Annotated in this window: 17 protein-coding genes and 4 pseudogenes; 1 reads left to right on the forward strand and 20 read right to left on the reverse strand. The window is 63.5% G+C overall.

Going from position 1 to position 19,618, the window contains the following annotated elements:
* Positions 1 to 44: 44 nt before the first annotated feature.
* The 20 genes and pseudogenes from flhF to CSV86_RS16070 all read right to left on the reverse strand — a co-directional run bounded on the left by flhF (position 45) and on the right by CSV86_RS16070 (position 18,468).
* Positions 45 to 1,357, reverse strand: a pseudogene (flhF, locus tag CSV86_RS15975) (flagellar biosynthesis GTPase FlhF).
* Between the two features lie 11 nt (positions 1,358 to 1,368).
* The gene (gene flhA, locus CSV86_RS15980) at positions 1,369 to 3,498 is read right to left on the reverse strand and encodes a flagellar biosynthesis protein FlhA (RefSeq protein ID WP_009400024.1); all 2,130 of its coding nucleotides are present in this window, start codon (positions 3,496 to 3,498) and stop codon (positions 1,369 to 1,371) included.
* Positions 3,499 to 3,705: 207 nt separating this feature from the next.
* Positions 3,706 to 4,842 (reverse strand): flagellar biosynthesis protein FlhB, encoded by a 1,137-nt coding sequence (flhB, locus tag CSV86_RS15985; protein WP_009400025.1) that lies wholly within the window; start codon positions 4,840 to 4,842, stop codon positions 3,706 to 3,708.
* A 2-nt stretch (positions 4,843 to 4,844) separates the two neighbouring features.
* Positions 4,845 to 5,621, reverse strand: coding sequence for a flagellar biosynthetic protein FliR (gene fliR, locus CSV86_RS15990; RefSeq protein ID WP_009400026.1), 777 nt, complete (start codon positions 5,619 to 5,621; stop codon positions 4,845 to 4,847).
* A 7-nt stretch (positions 5,622 to 5,628) separates the two neighbouring features.
* Entirely contained in the window at positions 5,629 to 5,898 is a 270-nt protein-coding gene (fliQ, locus tag CSV86_RS15995) for a flagellar biosynthesis protein FliQ (RefSeq protein WP_009400027.1), read from the reverse strand.
* A 16-nt stretch (positions 5,899 to 5,914) separates the two neighbouring features.
* On the reverse strand, positions 5,915 to 6,667 hold the full coding sequence (gene fliP / locus CSV86_RS16000; protein ID WP_009400028.1) for a flagellar type III secretion system pore protein FliP: 753 nt from the start codon (positions 6,665 to 6,667) through the stop codon (positions 5,915 to 5,917).
* Positions 6,667 to 7,128, reverse strand: a complete 462-nt coding sequence (gene fliO / locus CSV86_RS16005; protein ID WP_009400029.1) for a flagellar biosynthetic protein FliO — start codon at positions 7,126 to 7,128, stop codon at positions 6,667 to 6,669. Before fliO ends, fliP begins: the two co-directional genes overlap by 1 nt.
* The gene (gene fliN, locus CSV86_RS16010) at positions 7,129 to 7,596 is read right to left on the reverse strand and encodes a flagellar motor switch protein FliN (RefSeq protein WP_037060469.1); all 468 of its coding nucleotides are present in this window, start codon (positions 7,594 to 7,596) and stop codon (positions 7,129 to 7,131) included. It lies immediately after the preceding gene.
* 45 nt (positions 7,597 to 7,641) lie between these two features.
* Positions 7,642 to 8,610, reverse strand: coding sequence for a flagellar motor switch protein FliM (gene fliM, locus CSV86_RS16015; protein WP_009400032.1), 969 nt, complete (start codon positions 8,608 to 8,610; stop codon positions 7,642 to 7,644).
* 9 nt (positions 8,611 to 8,619) lie between these two features.
* Positions 8,620 to 9,120, reverse strand: coding sequence for a flagellar basal body-associated protein FliL (fliL, locus tag CSV86_RS16020; RefSeq protein ID WP_009400033.1), 501 nt, complete (start codon positions 9,118 to 9,120; stop codon positions 8,620 to 8,622).
* Positions 9,121 to 9,306: 186 nt separating this feature from the next.
* A complete protein-coding gene (locus tag CSV86_RS16025) occupies positions 9,307 to 10,602 on the reverse strand; it encodes a flagellar hook-length control protein FliK (RefSeq protein WP_009400034.1) in 1,296 nt (431 codons plus the stop codon).
* Between the two features lie 98 nt (positions 10,603 to 10,700).
* Positions 10,701 to 11,048 carry an Hpt domain-containing protein gene (locus tag CSV86_RS16030; RefSeq protein ID WP_009400035.1) on the reverse strand — a complete coding sequence of 116 codons (348 nt, stop codon included), beginning with the start codon at positions 11,046 to 11,048 and terminating at the stop codon, positions 10,701 to 10,703.
* A gap of 27 nt (positions 11,049 to 11,075) precedes the next feature.
* A pseudogene (locus CSV86_RS16035) lies at positions 11,076 to 12,778 on the reverse strand (ATP-binding SpoIIE family protein phosphatase).
* An 8-nt stretch (positions 12,779 to 12,786) separates the two neighbouring features.
* Entirely contained in the window at positions 12,787 to 13,092 is a 306-nt protein-coding gene (locus CSV86_RS16040; protein ID WP_009400039.1) for an STAS domain-containing protein, read from the reverse strand.
* 94 nt (positions 13,093 to 13,186) lie between these two features.
* Positions 13,187 to 13,639: a flagellar export protein FliJ gene (gene fliJ / locus CSV86_RS16045; RefSeq protein WP_009400041.1), complete on the reverse strand. Its 453-nt coding sequence runs from the start codon at positions 13,637 to 13,639 to the stop codon at positions 13,187 to 13,189.
* A gap of 6 nt (positions 13,640 to 13,645) precedes the next feature.
* A pseudogene (gene fliI / locus CSV86_RS16050) lies at positions 13,646 to 15,003 on the reverse strand (flagellar protein export ATPase FliI).
* Entirely contained in the window at positions 14,993 to 15,784 is a 792-nt protein-coding gene (fliH, locus tag CSV86_RS16055; RefSeq protein WP_009400045.1) for a flagellar assembly protein FliH, read from the reverse strand. The pseudogene fliI and the gene fliH overlap by 11 nt, the downstream one beginning before the upstream one ends.
* Positions 15,785 to 15,904: 120 nt before the next feature.
* Complete coding sequence (fliG, locus tag CSV86_RS16060) at positions 15,905 to 16,924, reverse strand: flagellar motor switch protein FliG (protein WP_009400046.1); 1,020 nt, start codon at positions 16,922 to 16,924, stop codon at positions 15,905 to 15,907.
* Positions 16,917 to 17,972: pseudogene (locus CSV86_RS16065) on the reverse strand (flagellar M-ring protein FliF); the annotation flags it as partial. The pseudogene CSV86_RS16065 and the gene fliG, both read right to left, overlap by 8 nt.
* A 181-nt stretch (positions 17,973 to 18,153) precedes the next feature.
* Positions 18,154 to 18,468: an ArsR/SmtB family transcription factor gene (locus tag CSV86_RS16070; RefSeq protein WP_000349485.1), complete on the reverse strand. Its 315-nt coding sequence runs from the start codon at positions 18,466 to 18,468 to the stop codon at positions 18,154 to 18,156.
* A gap of 141 nt (positions 18,469 to 18,609) precedes the next feature.
* Here CSV86_RS16070 and CSV86_RS16075 point away from each other — a divergent pair, with 141 nt between their 5' ends.
* Positions 18,610 to 19,614 (forward strand): permease, encoded by a 1,005-nt coding sequence (locus CSV86_RS16075; protein WP_040363373.1) that lies wholly within the window; start codon positions 18,610 to 18,612, stop codon positions 19,612 to 19,614.
* Positions 19,615 to 19,618 lie beyond the last annotated feature (4 nt).

The raw sequence follows: 19,618 nt of genomic DNA on the forward strand, positions 1-19,618 counted from the left end.
CGATCCGTGTGATGTAGGTACTTTGCAACTGATACATATCCACCTCAGCCGACACGCTTGCCGTCACTGTGGTACAGGTCGGCGAACATATCGGCCATGGCCTCCTCGCTCGGGTCGTCCTGCATCTGCACACTGACCGCGCGGCTTACCAACTGGTGCCGCCGCGGCAGGTGCAGGTCGTCAGGAATGCGCGGGCCATCGGTAAGATAGGCCACGGGCAGTTCGTGACTGATCGCCAGGCTGAGAACCTCGCCCAGGCTGGCAGTTTCATCGAGCTTGGTCAGGATGCAACCGGCCAGGCCGCAGCGCTTGTAGCTGTGGTAGGCGGCGGTCAGCACCTGTTTCTGGCTGGTGGTGGCCAGGACCAGGTAATTCTTCGCCTGGATGCCACGCCCGGCAAGGGTTTCCAGCTGCATGCGCAGCGCCGGGTCGCTGGCCTGCAGGCCGGCGGTGTCGATCAGCACCACGCGCTTGCGCAGCAGCGGCTCCAGCGCCTGGGCCAGGGACTGCCCGGGATCGACGTGGGTCACCGGGACGTTGAGGATCCGCCCGAGGGTCTTGAGCTGCTCCTGGGCACCGATACGGAAACTGTCCATGCTCACCAGGGCCAGGTTCTGCGCGCCGTACTTGAGCACATAGCGCGCGGCCAGCTTGGCCAGGGTGGTGGTCTTGCCCATGCCGGCCGGGCCGACCATGGCGATCACCCCGCCCTCCTCGATCGGCTCGACATCCGGCACATGGATCATCCGCGCCAGATGGGCCAGGAGCATGCGCCAGCCGTGGCGCGGGTCGACGATTTCCTGAGTCAGGTCGAGCAGGTCGCGGGCCAGCGGGCCGGACAGGCCGATGCGCTGCAGGCGGCGCCATAGATTGGCCTGGTGCGGCTTGGCACCCTGCAACTGGTTCCAGGCCAGGGAGCCGAGCTGGACTTCCAGCAGCTCGCGCAGGCCGGAAAGCTCGGAACGCATGGAATCGAACATGCGCCGGTCGATGGCCGATGGCGCCGGGGCGGCCGGCGCAGGCGCCGGCTCTTCATGACGCGGCTCGACCAGCGGCTCGGAGGCCGTCAGCGGCAGGCCGGCGAAGAGCTGGCGGTTGCCGCTGTCGCTGTCGTCGCGGGCGCTCAGTTCGGCCTGGGCAGTGGCGATGCGCGACTGGGTCTTGCGCAGCTCGTCTTCAAGCTCGGCGTTGGGCACCCGAGGCGCAAGGGCGGACAGCTTGTAGTCCAGCGCCGCCGTCAGCTCGACACCGCCAGCAATCCGTCGGTTGCCGATGATGGCGGCATCGGCCCCAGCTCATCGCGAACCAGCTTCATGGCCTGACGCATATCGGCGGCGAAAAAACGCTTAACTTGCATAACCCACTACCTCAGCCGTTGGGGCCCACTGTGGCAACGATGGTGACTTGCTTGTTGTCAGGTATTTCCTGATACGCCAAAACATGCAAATTCGGTACGGCCAGGCGACCGAAACGCGAGAGCATTTGCCGGATCGGTCCTGCTACCAGCAGGATGGCCGGCTGACCTTGCATCTCCTGACGCTGGGCAGCCTCGATCAGCGAACGCTGAAGCTTTTCCGCCATGCTCGGTTCAAGAAGAACACCGTCTTCCTGACCTTGCCCGGCCCTTTGCAGACTATTGAGCAAGATCTGTTCCAACCTTGGCTCTAAGGTGATCACAGGCAGCTCGGACTCAGTGCCGACAATGCTTTGCACGATAGCGCGACACAATCCGACGCGGACTGCGGCGACCAGCGCGGCGGTATCTTGACTCTTGCTGGCATTGTTGGCGATCGCCTCGGCAATGCTACGGATATCCCTGACGGGAACCTGCTCCGCCAGCAGGGCCTGGAGCACTTTCAACAAACCGGACAAGGACAGCACCCCGGGGACGATTTCCTCTGCCAGCTTCGGCGAGCCCTTGGCCAGCACCGCCAGCAGTTGCTGGACCTCCTCATGGCCGATCAGCTCGTGGCAATGCTTGTAGAGAATCTGGTTGAGGTGGGTGGCGACCACGGTACTGGCATCGACCACCGTATAGCCCAGGGACTGCGCCTGGCTGCGCTGGGCGACATCGATCCACACCGCTTCCAGGCCGAAGGCCGGGTCCCGCGCGGAAATACCGTTGAGTGTGCCGAATACCTGGCCCGGATTGATGGCCATTTCCCGCTCGGGGAAGATTTCCGCCTCGGCCAGGATCACCCCCATCAGGGTCAGGCGATAGGTGCTCGGGGCCAGGTCGAGGTTGTCGCGGATGTGCACCGTGGGCATCAGGAAGCCCAGGTCCTGGGACAGCTTCTTGCGCACGCCCTTGATCCGCGCCAGTAACTGGCCACCCTGGTTGCGGTCCACCAGCGGGATCAGGCGGTAGCCCACTTCCAGGCCGATCATGTCGATCGGGGTGACATCGTCCCAGCCCAGCTCCTTGGTCTCGGCAGCGCGCGAGGGCGATGGCAGGGCTTCCTGCTGGCGCTGCAGCTCCTGGGCGGCCTTGACCTTGACCTGGTTCTGCTTCTTCCACACCAGGTAGGCGCCGCCGCCGGCCAGCAGGCCGAGGCTGATGAAGGCGATGTGCGGCATGCCCGGGACCAGGCCCATGACGATCATCAGGGCCGCCGAGACCGCCAGGGCCTTCGGCGAATCGAACATCTGCCGATTGATCTGCTTGCCCATGTCTTCCGAGCCGGAAGCACGGGTCACCATGATCGCAGCGGCGGTGGACAGCAACAGGGACGGCAGCTGCGCCACCAAACCGTCACCGATGGTCAGCAGGGCGTAGACCCGGCCGGCATCGCCGAAGGTCATGCCGTGCTGGACCATGCCGATGGCCATGCCGCCGATCAGGTTGATGAACAGGATCAGCAGGCCGGCAATGGCGTCGCCCCGCACGAACTTGCTGGCACCGTCCATGGACCCGTAGAACTCGGCTTCCTGGGCCACTTCGGCACGGCGTGCCTTGGCCTGGTCCTGGTTGATCAGGCCGGCGTTGAGGTCGGCGTCGATGGCCATCTGCTTGCCGGGCATGGCGTCGAGGGTGAAGCGTGCGCTCACCTCGGAGATCCGCCCGGCGCCCTTGGTCACCACCACGAAGTTGATGATCATCAGGATGGCGAAGACCACGATACCGACCACGTAGTTGCCGCCGATGACCACGTCACCGAAGGCCTGGATCACTTTACCGGCGGCACCGTGGCCGTCGTGGCCGTGGAGCAGCACAACCCGCGTCGAGGCCACGTTCAGCGCCAGGCGCAGCAGGGTTGCCACCAGCAGGATGGTCGGGAACGCGGCAAAATCCAGCGGCCGCAGCGCGTACACGCAGACCAGCAGGACCACGATGGACAGGGCAATGTTGAAGGTGAAGAAGACGTCCAGCAGGAACGGCGGGATCGGCAACATCATCATGGCCAGCATGATCAGCAGCAATACCGGCACCCCGATATTGCCCCGGCCCAGGCTGCCGAGGTTGCTGCGCGCGCTGTTGATTAACTGAGAGCGATCCACCGGTCTTCCTCTTCAAGCAAAACTTTGACGCCACGGGGGCGCTTGGCGCTGCTCTTTGCAAGAAGCTTTCCAACTTTGCGGTGAACATGAGGGCCCCATCGCTGCGGTGCGGCGATCCGACAAGCCAGCTCCCACAGTGACCGCGTGCACCGCTGAACCTGTGGGAGCTGGCTTGCCAGCGATGAGGCCCGAAAGAACAGCAGAGAATCAGGAATCGCGCCGCAGGTCCGGCGGAATCGGCAGGTCCTTGAGCGGCTCCGGCGCCTTACCCTTGCCCGCCTGGTACTGGCGGATCTGGTAGACGTAGGCCAGCACCTGGGCTACGGCGAGGTACAGGCCGGCGGGAATCTCTTCCTCCAGTTCCGTGGAGTGGTAGATCGAGCGCGCCAGCGCCGGCGACTCCAGCAACTGGATGTTGTGCTGCACGGCGATCTCGCGGATCTTCAGGGCGATGAAATCGGTACCCTTGGCCAGCAGCAAGGGCGCCGAGCCCTTCTCCGGATCGTACTTGAGCGCTACCGCATAGTGGGTCGGGTTGGTGATGATGACGTCGGCCTCGGGCACCGCCGCCATCATCCGCCGCTGGGAAATCTCGCGCTGCACCTGGCGGATGCGCTGCTTGACCTCCGGCTTGCCCTCGGTGTCCTTGTATTCGTCGCGCACTTCCTGCTTGGTCATCATCAGCTTCTGCTTGGCCTGCCAGAGCTGGATCGGCACGTCCACCGCGGCGATCAGCAGCAACCCGCAGGCCATCCACATGGCGCTCCAGCCGACCACCTGGACGCTGTGGATGATGGCCTGGTCCAGCGGCTCGTTGGCGATCGCCAGGAGGTCGTCGCGGTCGGCGGACAGCACCGCCAGGGCCACCACCAGGATCACGGTGAACTTGGCGATGGCCTTGAGCAATTCGGCCAGGGAATGCACCGAGAACATCCGCTTGATCCCCGCAAGCGGGTTCATCCGGCTGAACTTCGGCGCCAGGGTACCGGTGGCGAACAGCCAGCCACCCAGGGCAATCGGGCCGAGCAAGGCGGCCAGCAACAGCACCAGCAGCACCGGCTGGGTGGCAAGGATCGCCAGCTTGCCCGAGGTCAGCAGGAAGATGCCCATGTAGCGCTCATCCATCAGCACTTCCCGCGACAAGCTGAAGTTGCTGCGCATGATCTCCATCAGCGCTTCGGCCAGATAACCGCCGAAGGCCAGCAAGCCACCCGCCCCGGCAATCATCACGGCAACGGTGTTGAGCTCCTTGGAACGGGCGATCTCGCCCTTTTCGCGGGCGTCATTACGGCGTTTGTCCGTGGGGTCTTCTGTCTTGTCCTGACCGCTTTCGCTCTCTGCCATGCTCAGCGCGCCCGTGCCAGTTCACGCAGCCATTGCAGCGCCTCGGACGCCAACGACTGGTAATGGGAAAGAATGTCCGCCAGGCCGACCCAGAACAGCCCCATGCCGATCACCAGGGTCAGCGGGAAGCCGATGGCGAAGATGTTCAATTGTGGCGCCGCCCGGGTCATCACGCCGAAGGCGATGTTGATCACCAGCAACGAGGTGATCACCGGCAGCACCAGCAGCAGCGAGGCGCCCAGCACCCAGCCCATGCGTCCGGCCAGCTCCCAGAAATGGTTGACCATCAGCCCGCTGCCCACCGGCAGGGTGGTGAAGCTTTCGACAAGGACTTCGAAGACCACCAGATGGCCGTTCATCGACAGGAACAGCAAGGTCACCAACATGGTCAGGAACTGGCTGATCACCGTGGTATTGACGCCATTGGCCGGGTCGACCATGGAGGCGAAGGCCAGGCCCATCTGGATCGCGACGATCTGCCCGGCGATCACGAAGGCCTGGAAGAACAGTTGCAGGGACAGGCCGAACAGCGCGCCGATGAGGATTTGCTCGCCGACCAGCAGCAGGGCGCTCAAGTCCAGCGCCTCGACCGGCGGCATCGGCGGCAACGCCGGGACGATCACCACGGTAATGGCCACGCCGAAATACAGGCGGATCCGCTGGGGCAGCAGCGAGGTACCGAACACCGGCATGGTCATCAGCACGGCCAGCACGCGGAACAGCGGCAGGATGAAACTGGCCACCCAGGTGGAAATCTGCGTGTCGGTCAGTTCGAGCACGGCGCGGTCAGCCGATCAGCTGTGGAATGCTGCCGTACAGGTTCAGGATGTACTCCATGAACTTCTGCACCAGCCAGGGCCCGGCGACGATCAGGGTGACCAGCATCACCAGCAGGCGCGGGAGAAAGCTAAGGGTCTGTTCGTTGATCTGGGTGGCCGCCTGGAACATCGCCACCAGCAACCCCACCAGCAGGCTCGGCACCACCAGCACCGCCACCATGAGGGTGGTCAGCCACAGGGCATCGCGAAACAGGTCGACTGCGACTTCAGGGGTCATGCTGCTCTCCTGCGCGTCAAACGCCGCCGAAACTGCCGGCAAGTGTGCCGATGATCAAGGCCCAGCCATCCACCAGGACGAACAGCATGATCTTGAACGGCAGGGAAATGATCAACGGCGACAGCATCATCATGCCCATGGCCATCAGCACGCTCGCCACCACCAGGTCGATGATCAGGAACGGGATGAAGATCATGAAGCCGATCTGGAACGCGGTCTTCAACTCCGAGGTCACGAACGCCGGGACCAGGATGGTCAGCGGCACCTGGTCGGGGCCGGCGATGTCGGTGCGCTTGGACAGGCGCATGAACAGGTCGAGGTCGCTCTGCCGGGTCTGCGCCAGCATGAAGTCCTTCAGCGGCACCTGGGCCTTCTCCAGCGCCTGCGGCGCGGTCAGGGTCTCGGACAGGTAGGGCTGCAGGGCGTCGCGGTTCACCCGGTCGAATACCGGGCCCATGATGAACAGGGTCAGGAACAGCGCCAGGCCGATGAGGATCTGGTTCGACGGGGTCTGCTGCAGGCCCAGGGCCTGGCGCAGGATCGAGAAGACGATGATGATCCGGGTAAAGCTGGTCATCAGGATGACGAACGCCGGGATGAAGCTCAGCGCGGTCATGATCAGCAGGATCTGCAGGCTGACCGAGTACTCCTGCTGGCCATCCGCCCCGCTGGACAGGGTGATCGCCGGGATCGACAGCGGGTCGGCGGCCAGCGCCGCAGGGGCGGCCAGCAGCACCAGCAGCGTCAATATCGTTCGCAATGCGGCCATCACGGCTTGTCCTTCTGATCCTTGCCCAGCAGCTCCATCAGGCGCTGGGCGAATTCCGGCGTGGCCGGGCGGGCGCTGGCCGGCGCTTCGACGGCTGTGTTCATGACATGCAGGGCGGTCAGGCTGCCCGGGGTATGGCCGATGAGGATCTGCTCGTCGCCGACCTGCACCAGCAACAGCCGATCACGAGGGCCCACCTGGCGACTGCCGACCACCTGGATCAGCTGGTTGGCGTTGGGCGCAGCGTTCTGCACCCGGCGCAACAGCCAGGCGAGAAAGAAGATCAACCCCAGCACCAGCAACAGGCCAAGAACCAGTTGGGTCAACTGGCCAGCGACGCTGCCGGAGGTTGCCGGTGCCACCGTCGCCACGGCCGGCGTGGCGCCAACCTGCGCCGCCAGGCCCACGGGCATCCAGCACAGGCCGGCGGCGAGCGCCAGCAGGAGGAGAAAACGCTTCACTCAGCGCAGCTTCTTGATGCGTTCGCTCGGGCTGATCACGTCGGTCAGGCGGATGCCGAACTTCTCGTTGACCACCACCACCTCGCCATGGGCGATCAGCGTGCCGTTGACCAGCACGTCCAGCGGCTCGCCGGCCAGGCGATCAAGCTCGATCACCGAACCCTGGTTGAGCTGCAGCAGGTTGCGGATGCTGATTTCGGTGCTGCCCACTTCCATGGAGATGTTCACCGGGATATCCAGGATCACGTCCAGGTTCGGCCCGTCCAGGCTGACCACTTCGCTAGGGCGTGGCGAACTGCCGAATTCTTCCATCGGCAGACGGCTGGGGCCGCCGCTGGAGGCGCCACTGTCGCCGGCCATCAGCGCATCGATATCGGCCTGGCCGTCGCCGCTTTCGCTCAGGGCAGCGGCCCACTCGTCGGCCAGTGCCTGGTCTTCCATCGAAGTAATGTCGTTTTCGTTAGCCATCTTGTCCTCGACAAGCAATCAAATCGGTTAATGAGGGTCAGGCGCTCAGCGTCGCTCGATCGGCGCCTTGATCTGCAGGGCCAGGGTGCCCTTGTGCGAGCCCAGGCTGGCCTTGAACGACGGCACGCCGTTGGCGCGCACGACCAGGTCCTCGGGCAGTTCCACGGGAATCACGTCGCCTGGCTGCATGTGCAGGATGTCGCGCAGCTTCAACTGGCGCCGGGCCACGGTGGCACTGAGCGGCACGCTGACGTCCAGCACGTCTTCGCGCAGGGCCTTGACCCAGCGCTCGTCCTGGTCGTCCAGGTCGGACTGGAAGCCGGCGTCGAGCATTTCGCGCACCGGCTCGATCATCGAATACGGCATGGTCACGTGCAGGTCGCCGCCGCCGCCGTCGAGTTCGATATGGAAGGTCGAGACCACCACCGCCTCGCTCGGGCCGACGATGTTGGCCATGGCCGGGTTGACCTCGGAGTTTATGTACTCGAAGTTGACCGGCATGATCGCCTGCCAGGCTTCCTTGAGGTCGACGAAGCACTGGTCGAGGACCATGCGCACGACACGAAGCTCGGTCGGGGTGAACTCGCGCCCCTCGATCTTGGCGTGACGGCCGTCGCCGCCGAAGAAGTTGTCCACCAGCTTGAACACCAGCTTGGCGTCGAGGATGAACAGCGAGGTGCCGCGCAGCGGCTTGATCTTCACCAGGTTGAGGCTGGTCGGTACGTACAGCGAGTGCACGTATTCGCCGAACTTCATCACCTGCACGCCGCCCACCGCCACGTCGGCGGAGCGCCGCAGCAGGTTGAACATGCTGACGCGGGTATAGCGGGCGAAACGCTCGTTGATCATTTCCAGGGTCGGCATGCGACCGCGGACGATGCGATCCTGGCTGGTCAGGTCATAGCTCTTGACGCTGCCGGGATCGGCGCTTGATTCGGTTTGCACCAGGCCATCGTCGACGCCATGCAACAGGGCATCGATCTCATCCTGGGACAGCAGGTCCTGCACGGCCATCTTCGGCTCCTACTGCAATACGAAATTGGTGAACAGCAACTGGTCGATGACCAGCTTGCCGACTTCCTTTTGCGCCACTTCCTGGACGCTGGCGGTGGCCTTCTGGCGCAGCATTTCCTGGCCGACCGGGGTCGCCAGCGACTCGAAGGACTGCCCGGAGAAGAGCATGACCAGGTTGTTGCGGATCACCGGCATATGCACCTTGAGCGCCTCGAGGGCGGCCTGGTCGCGGGCCTGCATGGTGATGCTCACCTGCATGTAGCGCTGGCGGCCGTTCTGGTTGAAGTTGACCACGAAGGCCGGCGACATGGATTCGTAGATGGCCGGTTGCTTGACGTTGGCCGCAGCCGCAGCAGGTTCGGCGGCAGGCTTGCTTTCGGACTTGTGCAGGAAGAACCAGGTAGCGCCAACCGACAGGCCGATGGCCAGCAACAGGGCCAGGACCAGCAGCAGGATCAGTTTGAGTTTGCCTTTAACGGCGGGGTCTTTGACTGCTTCGCTCTTCGCCATGCCAATAATCCGTCACTCACAGGAGGTTTGTTCCACTATGGCGTGTGGGCGAGCAAGTGTTATGCCAGTTTCAGGAAGGAACGGAGCGCCGTGAACCCTGTGGGAGCTGGCTTGCCAGCGATTGCGATGGTGAATTCACTACCGTCATCGCTGGCAAGCCAGCTCCCACAGGGTCCGCGCCAGCCTTTAGACGACGTAGTCGACGGTACTGGAGCCGATGACGGTCTGCGGTTCCACCGCCGCGACATCGGTCTCGCCGGCCTCGGCATTGCGCCGCGCCGCCACGCCACTCATCTTCGGCGAATCGTCCTGGCTGGCGCTGTGCTGCTGGCGCTGCTGGTCGGCGACGTTGACGTCCGGCTGGGCCATGCCTTGCTGGCTGAAGAGTTCGCGCAGGCGGTGCACCTGGCCTTCGAGGGCATCGCGCACCCCGGCGTGACCGCTGGCGAAGGTGATCTGGGTCGGCTGATCGACGGCCATGTTCACCTTGATGTCGAGGCGCCCGAGCTCCCTGGGCTCCAGCTGGATATCGGCAGACTTGAGGTTCTGGCTGGACAGGTACATGACCCGGTTGACCAGGCCCTCGGTCCAGCCGCCCTGGTTCATGGCCAGGGGCTGGTGCAGCGGCGCGGGCGCCACGGCATTGGCGGTCTTCGGCGTGACCGCCTGGGTCAGGCTGGCCAGGCGGTTGGCGAAATCGTCGACCCGGGTGTCGCTGCTGGCGCCCTTGAGGTCCTTGAGGCCGTCGTCGATCAGGCCGGCGAAGGCCTTGTCGCCGCTTTCGGTCTGGCCGGCATCGGCGTCACCCGGCTGGAGCATCTGCGCCAGTGTATTGACAGCCGGTTGCTGGGCCTGGGCACCCTCCTGCCCCGGGGTCTTGCTGGCGTGGGCCGAGGTAGTGCCCTGGGCCTGGGCGTTCTGTTCCAACGCCAGGCGCAGTACCGGCAGATCGGCCAGGGCATCCGCCTCCGGATCGAAGGCCTGCTCGTCACTGACCGCAGGGGTGATCGCCGCCGCCGGCTGCTGGCCTGCCGCCTGGAGCACCGGCGCCACCGCTTCGGCCTGGGCCTGGAGCAATTGCGCACCCTGTGCAGCATCGGTCAACTGGCCGGCAACCAGGTTGGCGTCGAGGGATGACTGGGCATTGGCATCGCTCGCATCGCCGCTATCGCCCTGCCCGGTCGCGCTGGCCTGGACTTCATGTTCGTCAGGCAATTCCTTGCCGCCATCGGCAACCTTGCCGGCTTCGGGCTCTTGCGCCTTGCCGCTGTTTGCCGCCGATTTGTCGACGCCCCCACGGCCCTGCGCAGGCACCTCGCTCTTGCCGGCAACCGGCTCCTTGGCCTGCTGCGAATAGACACGGGAAAAGTCCGAACCCTTGTCGTTCAAGCTCTGCGTGGCTTTGTCCAGGGTACCGTTCTGGGACCGTGCGCTCTTGGCGGCAACGCTGGATTGCAGCAATGGGTTTGATGCGACGGGCATGAAAAGGTCTCCGCTACAGAAGCTTGGCATCACGAATAGCGAAGGTTACGCAAAAGTCGCGCCAGGTTGCGCCTGACGCGACGTCGAAGAGCGCAAGCTCAGCTGACCTGCACCCGCTTGCACTCGTCACAAAAGATGTCGTGGACCTCGGCAAACTCCCGCCGTATCTGATCGATCAGGTGCTCGATGCCGAACAGCGAGTGCTGCTGCACCCGCTCTTCCACCTGGCGGCAAAGTTCTGCCAGCTCATGCGCCCCCATGTTGCTGGCACTGCCCTTGAAGCTATGCGCCGCCAACCGCAATTCATCGGCATTGCGGGCGCGAAAGAGGTCGTTCAGCCGCCGCTCGGAGTCGTAGAGGAAGGTTTCCAGCAGCTTGAGGTAGTCGTCCCCCATGACGTCCTGGAGGTCGCTCAATACCTTGCGGTCAACATGAGAATCGGACACTTGTTCACTCCTTGATCAAGACTGCGATTATGCCAGAGCGTCCCAGACGAACTCCACGCGCGCCCGGCGCCCGCCATCGCTCCATTCGGCATGCCGGCCCAGCCGGCGGACCAGATTCAGGCCACGTCCGCTCAGGCGCTGCTCGACAGCAGGCAAGGCGCTCACTTTACCCATGTCGAAGCCGTCGCCGCTGTCCTCGACTTCAATAATGAGACGCCCTCCTCCCTTCCAGGGTTCCACGCGCAGGCTTACGCGGATATGGCCGCTGTCCAGGGCCTCCAGGCGCCGGTCGCGCTCCTGATAGTAGGTGGTGAAGCCCTGGGCATCGCGCTTGAGCGCGGAGTCCAGGCCCAGCACCCCATGCTCCAGGGCGTTGGAATACAGCTCGTTGAGCACGCTGTACAGGGCACCGCTCTGCTTGCGCAGGCCGTGCACCTCCTGCAGCACCTGCATCAACCAGGGCAGCGGGTTGAAACGCTTGAGGGTCCGGGCACGGAACTCGAAGGACAGCGACCAGTCCAGCGGGCTCGACTGGCCGCTGTCGGAGTACATCAACGGCGCTGGCATCAGCCGCTCCGGGCCACCACGGTGATTTCCAGCAGGCTGGCATCGTCCCGCGCGCGGCCACGGAACGCCTCCAGGGCCAGCAGGACGTCGTCGAACAGATGCTCGGGACGGCGATTTTCGCTGAACACCCGCAGCAGGCGCTCGACGCCGAAAGGTTCATCACTTTCATCGCAGGTTTCCACCACGCCATCGGTCAGCAGGAACAGGCGGTCACCCAGGGCCAGCGGCAGCACATCGGTACGTTCGTCGAAGCGTTCAGGCGGCAACACCCCCAGCGGCAGGTGCCGCGACACCAGCGGCGTGGCCTGGTCGCCGGAAGCCGGCAACAGATAGCCGTCAGGCATGCCACCGTTCCAGACTTCCACCACGCGCCGCTCGAAGCTGAGGTTCAGCAGCAACGCGCAGCAGAACATGTCCACCGGCAGGATGCGCTTGAGCTTGGCATTCATCTCGCGCAGGGTTTCCGCCAGGCCGTAGCCCTTGGCCGTCATGCCATGGAAGACTTCGGCCAGGGGCATGGCACCCACTGCGGCCGGCAGGCCATGGCCGGTGAAGTCGCCGAGCAGCACGTGCATGTCACCGGTGGGCGTGAACGCTGCCAGCAGCAAGTCGCCGTTGAACAGTGCATAGGGTGATTGCAGGTAGCGGATGTTCGGTGCACCGAGGCAACCGGCATGGGCGATCTGGTCGAACACCGCCTTGGCCACACGCTGTTCGTTGAGCAGGTGGTTGTGATGCAGGGCAATCTGGTCGCGCTGTTCCACTACCGTGGCCTGCAGGCGGCGCAGGCGATCCATGGCCTTGATCTTGGCTGCCAGCACCGCCGGGCTGTAGGGCTTGGCGAGGAAATCGTCGCCGCCGGCCTCCAGACAGCGCACCAGGGCATCGTCCTCGGTCAGGGAGGTGAGAAAGATGATCGGCACAAGCTCCTCGCCGGCCAGCGCCTTGATCTGCCTCGCCGCTTCGAAGCCGTCCATCACCGGCATGACCGCGTCCAGCAGCACCAGTTGCGGGCGCTGTTCGGCGAACAGGGCGACCGCCAGCTTGCCGTTCTCCGCGGTCAGCACCCTGTGCCCCTGCTTGCGCACGATGGTAGCCAGCAACAGCCGGTCGGTCCCGCCATCCTCGGCGATCAGGACAGTCAGGGTATGCCCGTCGCTCATGCTGGCGCTCAAGTGATATCGAAGAGTTTTTCGAAGTTGGAGATCGCAAGGATCTTGCGCACATCGGAGTTGGTGTTGATCACCCGGATATTCGAATTATCGCCACCGGCGTGGTCACGCAGCAGCAGGAGCATGCCCAGGGCGGAGCTATCCAGGTAGGTGGCGTCCTTGAGGTCGACATCGAAGCTGTCGGGGCGCACCGGCGTGCGCTCGTAGGAATCGCGAAATTCCTGGTGCCTGCCGAAATCGAAACGACCCTTGATGCGGATCGTCAGCTTTTTCCCGTCCTGGGACAACTCGGTTTCAACAGCCATGTTGGCGCTTCCTTCGGAGGTGGCGAGTGCGGTCCTCTAGAAGGTTTAGCAGCCCGCCCGGAGCCCGGCAAGGCAGGCCGACCAGCGCGTGGTGTCAGAATCGATCGTGCCGCGGCAGGCGTTGCGACAGCTCGTCGAGAAGCTTCTGCTCACGCTTGTCCTCCAGCAGCCGGGCTTCCTCGATGTAGCGCTGGACCAGCTTGCGCAGCCCCTCGACCCGGGCGTAGGCCTCCTGCCAGGTGCCGCGGGCGCTATTGAGGTTGTTCTGGTGCCAGACCAGGCTCTGGTGCTGCTGCGCCACCGCCGTGTCGAGCTGGCCGAGGAAACGCTGGAAGCCCACCAGCCATTTGCCCGACACCCCCTGGCTGCCGCGCTGCATCCATTGCTGCTGGTAGTCGCTGCGGAACTGGTCGAGTTCGGCCAGCTTGGCCTGGGCCTGGGCCACCTGCTGCTGGAAGTGCCCGAGACGCTGCGCGGCCTTGCGCTCGGCATCCTCGGCCATCTCCACCACCGGGGCCAGGCGCGCGGCACGACTGGGCTGGGCCATGGCCTATCAGCCTGCCGTGAGCGGCGTGAATACCGCTGCCAGCTGTTCGCGGCTCTGCTCCTGGCTGACGTTCTCGTTCAGCCCCTGGCGCAGGAAGTGCACCAGCCGCGGTTGCAGGGATATGGCCAGGTCGGTTTCCTTGTCGCCGCCGGCCACGTAGGCGCCGACGCTAATCAGGTCGCGACTCTGCGACAGCCGCGACCACAGCTGCTTGAACTGCTGGGCCTGGGTCATCTGCTCGGGCGTGACCACCTGCGGCATGACCCGACTGATGGAGGCCTCGATATCGATGGCCGGGTAATGCCCCTCCTCCGCCAGGCGCCGCGACAGCACGATATGGCCGTCGAGGACGCCGCGCGCCGAGTCGGCGATCGGATCCTGCTGGTCGTCGCCTTCGGAAAGCACGGTGTAGAACGCGGTGATCGAACCGCCGCCAGCCTCGCCGTTACCGGCCCGCTCCACCAGCTTGGGCAGCTTGGCGAATACCGAAGGCGGGTAGCCCTTGGTCGCCGGTGGCTCGCCGATGGCCAGGGCGATTTCGCGCTGGGCCTGGGCGAAGCGGGTCAGGGAGTCCATCAGCAACAGGACGTTCTTGCCCTTGTCGCGGAAATACTCGGCGATGCGCGTGCAATACATGGCTGCGCGCAGGCGCATCAGCGGTGCGTCGTCCGCCGGCGAAGCCACCACCACCGAGCGCTTGAGGCCCTCGGTGCCGAGGATATGCTCGATGAACTCCTTCACCTCGCGCCCCCGTTCGCCGATCAGGCCGACCACGATGATGTCGGCCTCGGTGAAGCGGGTCATCATCCCCAGCAACACCGATTTACCCACGCCGGTGCCGGCGAAGAGGCCCAGGCGCTGGCCGCGGCCGACGGTGAGCAGGCCGTTGATGCTGCGAATGCCGACGTCCAGGGGCTGGCTGATGGGGTCGCGGTTAAGGGGTTGATGGTCGGGCCGTCCATCGGCACCCAGTCCTCGGCCTTCATCCCGCCCTTGCCGTCGAGGGCGCGACCGGCGCCGTCGAGAACACGGCCGAGCATGCTCATGCCCATCGGCAGGCGGCCGCTGTCGTCGAGCGGCACCACCCGCGCCCCCGGGGCGATACCGGCGACGCTGCCCACCGGCATGAGGAACACCTTGCCTCCGGCAAAGCCCATGACCTCGGCCTCGACCTCCACCGGGTGATAGCTGTCGTCATTGATGACCTTGCAGCGGCTGCCGACGGCAGCGCGCAGGCCTTCGGCCTCAAGGGTCAGGCCGACCATGCGCAGCAGGCGGCCTTCCACTACCGGCTGGTGGGGCAGGCGGATGGCGTCGGCGTAGGTACCCAGGCGCCTGGCGAAGCTGGTGCGGTCAAGGCGCATCGCTGGCTTCCGTTTCCTCGACCGGCACCTTGTTGTCCTGCAACTGGAAATGCAGGTCCGGCGCAGCCGGATGCAGCCCCTGGTCATGCAATTGGTCGAACAGTTGCTTGAGCGCTTTCTCGAGGCGGGTTTCCATGGTCGCGTCGATACGGCTGTGGGCGGTCTCGATCCAGCAGCCGCCAGGCTGCAGCGAGTCGTCTTCGAGCAGACGCCAGTTTTCCTCATGCCGCGCGCGCAGGGCCTTGGCCAGCTCGAAATCCTGGGGATTGAGGTGAATGCGAATGTTCTCGGCGCCCATGGGCAACAGCTTCAGGGCTTCGCGCAGGACATGGGTGATCTGGCTGGAATCGGTCTTCAGCTCGCGGCCGACGACCTCGCGGGCAATATGGCTGACCAGGTGCACGAGATGCTTTTCGATCTGCGCGTCCTGCTCGGCGATGGGGTCGAGCAAATGGCCCATCAGTTGCTCAAGGCTTTCCAGGCGTGCATTCAGGGCCACTTCGGCCTCCTGGCGAACCTTGAGCTGGGTGCTATGGAAACCTTCGCGCTCGCCCGTGGCGAAGCCCTCGTTGTAGGCCTCCTGGCGAATGCTCTCGAGCTCTTCGAGGGTCAGCGGCTGGACTTCCTCCAGCGGCACTTCCTCGACCTCCTCGGCGACCTCCTCGGGCTCAGGCTCGGGTTCCGGCTCCGGCTGCGGGTCGAAACTGGGCAGTGCCCAGCGGTCGAAACCCTCGACGTCGCGGGCGCGGATCAGTTCACTCAGATGTTCGTTGGTCGACATGATTCCATGCGCTCTCAAGTCGGGTTACGGATGACAGAAGCCCAGGCACGACCCGGGCTTGACGTCCAAACCCAAGGCTGCCTGGCAATCGGCGCCGCCCCGCAGGCCGGCGCCGACGCATCAGATCATCTCTTCGGCACCTTTGCCGCCCAGCACGATCTCGCCGGCTTCGGCCATGCGACGGGCGATGGTGAGGATTTCCTTCTGCGCAGTCTCGACGTCGCTGACACGCACCGGTCCCTTGGCTTCCAGGTCGTCGCGCAGCAGCTCGGAGGCACGCTTGGACATGTTCTTGAAGATCTTGTCCTTGACCTTTTCGTCCGCGCCCTTGAGCGACACCACCAGTACATCGGAGGAGACTTCGCGCAACAGGGCCTGGATGCCGCGGTCGTCGACATCGGCCAGGTTGTTGAAGACGAACATGAGGTCTTCGATCTGCTCGGAAAGATCGCCGTCGATCTCGCGGATCGCGTCCATGAGCTGCCCTTCGACCGAACTGTCGAGGAAGTTCATGATGTCCGCGGCACGCTTGATACCACCCAGGGTGGTACGGGCGGCATTCGAGTTGCCGGAGAACTGCTTCTCGAGGATCTGGTTCAGTTCCTTCAACGCCGCCGGCTGCACGGTGTTCAACGACGAGACGCGCAGGATGATGTCCAGGCGTACCTTATGGTCGAAGTTGCCGAGGACTTCCCCGGCCTGGTCAGGATCGAGATAGGCCACGACGATCGCCTGGATCTGCGGGTGTTCGTAGCGGATGACGTCGGCGACGGCGCGAGGTTCCATCCATTTCAGGCTGTCCAGACCACTGGTATTGCCGCCCAGCAGGATGCGGTCGATCAGGCCGTTGGCCTTGTCCTCGCCAAGGGCCTGGGTCAGCATCTTGCGGATATAGCCGTCGGAGCCGACACCCAGGCTGGTCTGGTCGCCGACGATCTCGACGAACTCGCTCATCACCTGCTCGACCTGCTCGCGATGGACGTTGCCCATCTGCGCCATGGCCACGCCCACGCGCTGGACCTCTTTCGGCCCCATGTGCCGAAGTACCTGCGCAGCGTCGGTCTCGCCCAGCGACAACAGCAGGATGGCTGCCTTGTCGACACGGGTCAGCTTGGAAGTCAGGGCTCGATTGTCACTCATCGGCGTTGATCCACTCTTTCACGACCTGGGCCACGCGACCCGGGTCTTCTGCCACCAGACTCTTGATAGCGTTGAGCTGGGCGTCATAGCCCTCGCTCGGACTAGGCAAGAGGATGCTTTGCGGACCACCCAGGCTGACACGGTCGCTCGGCATATCGCCGTCCAGCCCGATCATGCCGCCCAGTTCCATGTCGCTGTCGCTGCCGGACTGCTTGCCGCCGCCGGTGATGTTGTTGAGCACCGGCCGCAGGACCCCGAACACCAGCACGAGGATGAACAGCACGCCCAGCACTTGCTTGACGATGTCCCAGAACCACGGCTGCGAATAGAACGGGATCTCGGCGATGGCCTCGCCACGGTCGGCGGCGAACGGCACGTTGATCACGCTGACGCTGTCGCCGCGGCTGGCATCGAAGCCTACTGCGTCCTGGACCAGGCGGGTGAAGCGCGCCAGGTCCTCGGCGCTCCATGGCACCGTGGTGGCATTACCGTTGGCCGGGTCGATCTTGACCTGGTCATCGACCACAACCGCGACCGACAGGCGGGTCAGGCGACCCTGCTGCTGGCGGGTATGGCTGATGGAGCGGTCCAGCTCGAAGTTCTTGGTCGACTGGATGCGCTTGTCCGAAGGATACGGCGCCAGCATCGGCTGCCCGGTGGCCGGGTCCATGACCTGCTGGCCGTTGGCATCGAGCAGCGGCTGGCCCGGCTGGATCGCCGCTGCGGCACCGGGCGCAGCGCCACCGGTGGTCTGCGGCGCCGAGGCCGGCCCGGGAGGCTGGTTGCTCAACGCGCCGGGCACGCCCTGCGGACCGGAACTGCTGGAGCGCTGCTCGTTGACCGACTGCTCGCTGCGCAAGGCAGGCTGGTCGGGGTTGAACTGTTCGGCGGTGGACTCGACGGCACTGAAATCGACGTCGGCGGAGACCTCGGCCTTGTAGCGATCGTTACCCAGGACAGGCTGCAGGATGTTGTGCACCCGCTGGGTCATCAGCCCTTCCATGCGCCGGGTGTAGTCGAACTGCTTGCCGGCCACGGTGAGCTCGGTGTTTTGGGTATCCGGAATTTCTGGTTGATAAAATGCCAAAGATGTAAAGAAGAAAATCTTTCTCAGCGGATTATCTGATTGATCCTCTTCAGCCTACTCTACTGCCAATTTTCTGTTTCCACCTTCGCCTGAGTCTTCATAGCGATGCTGACTAGGGAGGACAGCGAGAGCTGGGCAAGCGTCAAAGCGGTTCTGGTTCATGCGCAATCCGGACACCTGCACAACATTCCTCTTGTAAGAAACCGATCAAATTCTCTAGGTGCCCATACTCGGGTATACAGACAATCGTGCGGCTATGTTTCTCCTGCCGGATCAGCCCTACCTTGGCCATGCGCGCAAGGTGATGTGATAGCGTCGAAGCAGGAATACCCAGCCCCTTCTGGATATCTCCGACCGAAGCCCCATCATGGCCAGCTTTGACCAGAAAGCGGAACACGGACAGTCGGTGACTATTCCCTAGCTCAGCTAAGCTGGCTGCAACCTTTTCGTGATCCATAGCACGCCCCAATAATTCGATGTTTCTAGAATTATAGTTGACAGGTCGGATAAACGCAAGTAGGCTGCGTACATCATTTCGACAATACTAGAAATATAGGAGTAATATTGAATGTCATCTCAACTCCAAGACGCTCTAGGCATGTTCGCCTTTCTCGCTATCGAGCTATCGGTTTTATTCATTGGCATTAGCTTGCTGGTCGGAGTTCTTCAACGTCACATCCCACCATCCAAGGTGGAAGCGTTACTGACTTCCAGTGGGAAGCGAGGCTATTTTCTTGCTGCTGGTTTAGGAGCTATAACGCCCTTCTGTAGTTGCTCGACTATCCCCATGTTGAAAGGGTTGATTCGGGCACGGGCCGGTTTTGGGCCGATGATGGTGTTTCTTTTCTCATCTCCGTTGCTGAATCCTATCGTCGTCGGCCTGCTGGTTGCCACGTTTGGATGGACACTTACTGCTATCTATGTGCTCGCCGCTTTGGTGGTCGCGGTAGGTGCCGGATGGCTGCTTCACACGCTTGGCTTCGAGCGTTATGTGCGCCGGACGGCGACACAAGAGAGCAGTGGATGTAGTTCATCAGCAAGCCCGTGCAGTGCTACATCGACCGCATCGAGTTGCGGCACCAACAGCTGCGACACCACTCCGAAGACGGCTTCTTGCGGGGCTGATAGGAAGACAACAGTCTCTACGTCTAGCGAATGCTGTGACAGTCAACCCACTGTCACGGTTAAGAAAGAAGGGAAGTACAGTGGTGTGTGGCGGGAAGCTTGGTCGGACTTTATCGATGTGTTGCCTTACCTGCTCATCGGTATTGCGATTGGCAGCGTGATCTATGGTTTCATGCCCACTGACTTATTGGAGCAGTATGCAGGCCCAGATAATCCCTTTGCCATTCCAGTTGCCGCTGTCATCGGCGTGCCGTTGTATATTCGCGCTGAAGCCGTCATACCTCTGGCAGCGGCTCTGATGGCCAAAGGCGTGGGTGCCGGGACGGTGCTAGCGTTGATCATCGGCAGTGCCGGAGCCAGCCTGACTGAGCTCATTCTGTTGCGCTCTTTGTTCACGCTGAAGCTTTTAGCGGCGTTTTTAGCAGTCATTTTTGCTATGGCGATGATTGCCGGTTACGCCACCTACCTGTTTTTCTGATCAA

The organism is Pseudomonas bharatica CSV86 (assembly GCF_000319305.2).
GTDB classification, from domain to species: Bacteria; Pseudomonadota; Gammaproteobacteria; order Pseudomonadales; family Pseudomonadaceae; genus Aquipseudomonas; species Aquipseudomonas bharatica.